General features: G+C 59.9%; 4 protein-coding genes and 1 tRNA gene. All 5 read left to right on the forward strand.

The annotated features are described in order from the left end of the window. Window positions 1-173 precede the first annotated feature (173 nt). Window positions 174-1976, forward strand: a complete 1803-nt coding sequence (locus ROTMU0001_RS05845) for an acetolactate synthase large subunit (RefSeq protein WP_044142611.1) — start codon at window positions 174-176, stop codon at window positions 1974-1976. Beyond that, window positions 1976-2476, forward strand: coding sequence for an acetolactate synthase small subunit (gene ilvN / locus ROTMU0001_RS05850; RefSeq protein ID WP_005505523.1), 501 nt, complete (start codon window positions 1976-1978; stop codon window positions 2474-2476). The genes ROTMU0001_RS05845 and ilvN overlap by 1 nt, the downstream gene beginning before the upstream one ends. A gap of 307 nt (window positions 2477-2783) precedes the next feature. After that, window positions 2784-3812, forward strand: a complete 1029-nt coding sequence (gene ilvC / locus ROTMU0001_RS05855; protein WP_005508646.1) for a ketol-acid reductoisomerase — start codon at window positions 2784-2786, stop codon at window positions 3810-3812. A 210-nt stretch (window positions 3813-4022) separates the two neighbouring features. Continuing rightward, window positions 4023-4095, forward strand: a tRNA-Lys gene (locus tag ROTMU0001_RS05860). Between the two features lie 588 nt (window positions 4096-4683). Next, complete coding sequence (gene metG / locus ROTMU0001_RS05865) at window positions 4684-6228, forward strand: methionine--tRNA ligase (protein WP_005505531.1); 1545 nt, start codon at window positions 4684-4686, stop codon at window positions 6226-6228. The last annotated feature ends 98 nt before the right edge of the window (window positions 6229-6326 follow it).

Raw genomic sequence — 6326 nt, forward strand, 5'->3', positions numbered from 1 at the left:
AGGGCGCGTGGCAGGGTCTATTCACTGCGACTGAGCGCCCCTACCGCTACCACCAACAGCGAGGGGCATTTTTTATAGCTTGGTACCCCCGGGCATAGGATGCGTGAGGATCACACAAACCTCACGCAGAACATTGAGTACAACGAAGAACCATTAAGACACGAGGCATTTCCATGACTATGGGATTTTCCACTTCTGATGACGCGGCAAACGCTCCCGCAGAACGCATGACCGGTTCTCAGGCAATCGTCCGCACCCTTGAAGACCTGGGTGTGACTGACGTATTCGGCCTGCCTGGTGGAGCCATTCTGCCGACCTATGACCCCCTGTACGACTCCAAGAAGGTCCGCCACATCCTGGTCCGCCACGAGCAGGGCGCAGGCCACGCAGCTCAGGGCTACGCAGTGTCCAGCGGCAAGACCGGCGTGTGCATCGCAACCTCCGGCCCCGGCGCAACCAACCTGCTGACCGCAATCGCTGACGCAAACATGGACTCCGTCCCCCTTGTCGCAATCACCGGCCAGGTGTCCACTAAGCTGCTGGGCTCTGACGCATTCCAGGAAGCTGACATCGTCGGCATGGCAATGCCCATCTCCAAGCACTCCTTCATGATCACCGACCCGCAGGACATCCCCCGCGCGCTCGCAGCAGCATTCCACATCGCATCCACCGGCCGCCCCGGCCCCGTGCTCGTGGACGTCACCAAGGACGCACAGGTCGGCATGATGGAATACCGCGGCATTCCTGAGGACCTGGAGCTGCGCGGCTACACCCCCGTCACCCGCGGCCACTCCAAGCAGATTCACGAAGCAGCTAAGTTCATCACCGAATCCAAGCGCCCCGTCTTCTACGTCGGCGGTGGCCTGGTCCGCGCAGGTGCTTCCGAAGAGTTCCACAAGCTGGCTAAGCTCATCGGCGCACCCGTCGTCACCACCCTGAACGCTATCGGTGCATTCCCCGACTCTGACCCCCAGAACCTCGGCATGCCCGGCATGCACGGCACCGTCCCCGCCGTTGCCGCAATGCAGAAGTCTGACCTGCTGATTACCCTCGGCGCACGCTTCGACGACCGCGTCACCGGTAAGCTCGACTCCTTCGCACCCGAGGCTAAGGTCATCCACATTGACGTTGACCCGGCAGAAATCTCGAAGATCCGCTTCGCAGACGTGCCGATTGTTGGCGACCTCAAGTACGTGCTGCCCGAGCTGACCGACCTGCTCTCCACCGAGTTCGCAGACCAGCTGCCGAACCTGACCGAGTGGTGGAATGAGCTGAACGTCATCCGCAAGGATTACCCGCTCGGCTATGAGAAGCCCAACGATGGCCTCGGCTCGCCCGAATACGTCCTCGAGCGCATCAGCGCCCTCACCGGCCCTGACGCATACTACGTCACCGGCGTTGGCCAGCACCAGATGTGGGGTGCACACTACATTCAGCAGGAGAGCCCCCGTCACTTCATTAGCTCCGCTGGTCTGGGTACCATGGGTTACGGCGTTCCTGCCGGCATGGGTGCAAAGGTTGCACACCCCGAATCCACCGTGTGGATTATCGACGGTGACGGCTGCTTCCAGATGACCAACCAGGAGCTGGTCACCTGCGCGCAGAACAACATCCCCGTCAAGGTTGCTATCATCAATAACTCCTCCCTCGGTATGGTGCGTCAGTGGCAGACTCTGTTCTACAACGAGCGCTACTCCAACACCGACCTGAAGGACGGTCACGGCACCGTACGCATCCCCGACTTCGTGAAGCTCGGCGATGCATACGGTTGCGCCACCTTCCGTTGCGAGCGCGACGAAGACGTGGACGCCACCATTAAGGCTGCCCTGGAAATCAACGACCGCCCCGTGGTCATTGACTTCACCGTCAGCCCCCACGCACTGGTCTGGCCCATGGTCCCGGCAGGCGTTTCTAATGACAAGATTTGGATTGCGAAGAACACTTCGCCCGAGTTCGATCGTGAGGGAGAGAACTAATGTCTCAGCACACTCTGTCCGTTCTGGTAGAAGATAAGCCGGGCGTTCTCACCCGAGTTTCCGGTCTGTTCTCCCGCCGCCTGTTCAACATCCTCTCCCTGGCTGTGGGCCCCACCGAAAACCCCGGTGTTTCCCGCATCACCGTCGTGACCGAGGGTGACGCTCACACCATCGAGCAGATCACCAAGCAGCTGAACAAGCTTGTTCACGTGCTGAAGGTCGTCGAGCTTCCCGCCGACTCCTCCACCCAGCGTGGTCACATCCTGATTAAGGTCAAGGCCGATGCAGTTGCTCGCCTGCAGATCGTTCAGGCAGCTGACCTGTTCCGTGCATCCGTGATTGACGTTTCCCCTGAGTCTGTTGTCATTGAGGCAACCGGTTCTGAGGAGAAGCTCAACGCACTGCTGGATGTTCTGGAGCCTTACGGTGTTCGCGAAATTGTTCGCGCAGGCACCATCGGCCTGGCACGTGGCCCCCGCGCTATGAGCGAGCGCATCTAGCACAAAATACCTGACGCTACATTCCCGTAGCAGTTCTCCCGCCCGCACAACCGAAACACACGTATTCGCAGTGCGGGCGGGGGAGCATCAGGTACTCTCTATTTCTTTCTCTACTAGGTGATTTCTCTACCTAGGCACCCCAATACCAAAGAAATAGATGCAGTACCCCATAAACTCTGCAGGTTATAAAATCTTGAGCCACAATCTGAGAAGTGCTCTCGTAAACCTGCACCCCAAAAGCTATCAAGTAGAATAGTCAATGTTGAGCCCAGCCTGGGCCGCATACCAAACTTACTGAGGAGAAGAAATGGCAGCAACCATTTTCTACAACGACGACGCAGACCTCTCCCTGATCCAGGGTCGCACCGTAGCAGTTATCGGCTACGGCTCCCAGGGCCACGCACACGCACTGAACCTGCGTGACTCCGGCGTGAAGGTCATCGTCGGTCTGTCCGAGGGCTCCAAGTCCCGTGCCAAGGCTGAGGCAGAAGGCCTGCGCGTCGCAACCGTTGCAGAAGCAGCAGCAGAAGCAGACGTCATTATGATCCTGACCCCGGACCAGGTCCAGGCAAAGGTCTACGCAGAGAGCATCGAACCCCACCTGAAGCCCGGCAACGCACTGTTCTTCGCACACGGCTTCAACATCCGCTTCGGCTACATCACCGCACCCGAGGGTGTCGACGTGGCAATGGTCGCCCCCAAGGGCCCCGGCCACACCGTCCGCCGCGAATTCGAAGCAGGCCGCGGCGTTCCCGCCCTGGTTGCAGTTGAGAAGGACGCATCCGGCGAAGCACTCGCACTGGCACTGTCCTACGCAAAGGGCCTCGGCGCAACCCGCGCAGGCGTCATCAAGACCACCTTCACCGAAGAGACCGAGTCCGACCTGTTCGGTGAGCAGGCAGTCCTCTGCGGCTCCACCTCCCAGCTCGTCCAGTACGGCTTCGAGGTTCTGACCGAGGCTGGCTACCAGCCCGAAATCGCATACTTCGAGGTCCTGCACGAGCTCAAGCTCATCGTTGACCTGATGATCGAAGGCGGCATCGCTAAGCAGCGTTGGTCCATCTCCGACACCGCAGAGTACGGCGACTACGTCTCCGGCCCCCGCGTGATCTCCCCCGAGGTCAAGGAAAACATGAAGGCTGTCCTGGCAGACATCCAGAACGGCAACTTCGCAAAGCGCTTCATGGAAGACCAGGCTGCAGGCGCACCCGAGTTCAAGGAACTGCGCGCAAAGGGCGAGGCACACCCCATCGAGGCAACCGGCCGCAAGCTGCGCGAGCTGTTCTCCTGGAACTCCGTTGACGACGACTACACCGAAGGTTCCGTCGCTCGCTAAACGGTAGCTCAGCAATAGCTTTCTAAGGATCCGGCGTTCTACTTCTCACCCATACAGGGGAGGGGTAGGGTGCCGGATTCTTGCTGTTTCAAGCTGAACAGCAGCACCCGTCAAATATGTGATGCAGTTCATGCTTGCTCGAGTTGCGGGCATCCGCGGAATGCCGTATAGTATTTACTTGTTGCGAGGGAAACCCGCAAAACAAAATAAGCGCCTCTAGCTCAATTGGCAGAGCAATTGACTCTTAATCAATGGGTTCTGGGTTCGAGTCCCAGGGGGCGCACTTCAAAGAAAATCCCGCTGATTCTTCGGAATCGGCGGGATTTTTGCGTTCCCTGAATTTTATAGATTTTGGCTTGAGGTATAGATATTCCCCTTGCTCCTACAGGGGACCCGTCCTCGCTTCGCTTCGGACACCCTGATGTCGCGACGGGGAATATCTATACCTCTGCGCATCTGTGGTTCAGGGGTTCGCGGAATCTCGCCGGTTCGTTGGGTTGCGTGGTGGTTCAGTATGTGCGCCCCGTGCCTAGCGAACTGGGGCGGGGGAGGCTGTCGCCTCTTGGTCTGTTGCCTGGTGGCTGGTGTTTTGCGTGTGGGGCGGGGGAGGCTGTCGCGGTTTAGCGTGTTGCATGGTGGCTGAATGTTTGGGCTGGTGCGCCGTGTTTTCCGGAAGCGCCCTCAGGGTGTCACACGGACGCTCTCCGCAGCGAAGCAAGGAGGGGGCGGAGCGTCCGGGTGACGGGTGCCCCTGCGTAGGCGCGGAGGAAACATGCGGCGTGCTAGCCTCCACCCACACGCAATGAGTCAGCGCGTATCAGACTATAACCAGGGTGAGAGTCGTACCTAATACTGCGGTAAACTGAAAGTTATGACTGCAACTCCGTTCTACATCACCACCGCCATCTCCTACCCCAATGGCAACCCGCACATCGGCCACGCCTACGAAACCATCGCAGCCGACGTGCTAGCCCGCTTCAAGCGCCTCGACGGCTTCGACGTGCGCTTCATGACCGGCACCGACGAGCACGGCCAGAAGATGCAGACCACCGCCGAGAAGCTCGGTAAGACCGCTAAGGAACTCGCCGACGAGAACTCCGCACGCTTCAAAGCAATGAACGACGCGCTGAACATCAGCTACGACCGCTTCATCCGCACCACCGACCCCGACCACTATGTCGCATCCCAGGCCATCTGGAAGCGCATGGAAGAAAACGGCGACATCTACCTCGACAAGTACGCCGGCTGGTACTCCGTACGCGACGAAGCCTACTACGCAGAAGACGAAACCGAAGTCCGCGACGGCCAGCGCTACGCCATCACCACCGGCACCGAAGTCGAATGGACCGAAGAAGAATCCTACTTCTTCCGCCTCTCCAAGTACGGCGACAAGCTCCTCGAACTCTACGCCAACGAAGGCTACGTCTACCCCGAATCCCGCCGCAACGAACTCATCTCCTTCGTCAAGGGTGGCCTCAACGACCTGTCCATCTCCCGCACCACCTTCGACTGGGGCGTACCCGTACCCGGCAACGACAAGCACGTCATGTACGTGTGGGTCGACGCCCTCACCAACTACCTGACCGGCCTCGGCTACCCCGACACCGACAACGAACTGTTCACCAAGTACTGGCCCGCCGACCTGCACCTCATCGGTAAGGACATCACCCGATTCCACTCCATCTACTGGCCCGCATTCCTGTGGTCCGCCGGAGTCGAGCTGCCCAAGCGCGTGTTCGGCCACGGCTTCCTGCTCGTCAACGGCGAGAAGATGTCCAAGTCCGTCGGTAACGTTGTCGACCCCGCAAACCTCGTCGACGCATTCGGCTTGGATGCCGTCCGCTTCTTCCTCATGCGTGAAGTGTCCTTCGGCCAGGATGGCTCCTACTCCGAAGAGTCCATCATCAACCGCATCAACTCCGACCTGGCAAACAACCTCGGCAACCTTGCCCAGCGTTCCCTGTCCATGGTCGCCAAGAACTGCGGTGGCGCCGTCCCCACCCACGGCGAATTCACCGAAGCCGACCGCCAGATCCTCGACCAGGCGGCAGCCCTCTACGAGCCCGTCCGTGCAGACTTCGACGAGCAGGCATTCCACCGCGCTTTGGAACGCATCTGGACCGTCCTCGCAGACACCAACGCCTACTTCGCAGAGCAGGAACCCTGGACCCTGCGCAAGAACGGCGAACTCGACCGCATGAACACCGTGCTGTACGTAACCCTCGAGGTCGTACGCCAGGTCGCCCTGCTGCTGCAGCCCGTCATGCCCGACTCGACCGCCAAGCTGCTGACCCTGCTCGGCGTACCCGAAGGCGACGCACGCCAGTTCGCAGCCCTCGGCACCGCGCTCGTGCCCGGCACCGAACTGCCCGCACCCGCACCGGTGTTCCCCCGCTACGAAGCGCCCAAGGCATAACAGCTGCCTGAGCATTAGCGGATAGCGCCGTAACTGACCGCGCCGTAACTGATAGTGCTGTAACGGATAGTTCATGAAAGCCCCCGCAGCCGAGAGTC

The organism is Rothia mucilaginosa ATCC 25296 (assembly GCF_000175615.1).
GTDB lineage: Bacteria > Actinomycetota > Actinomycetes > Actinomycetales > Micrococcaceae > Rothia > Rothia mucilaginosa.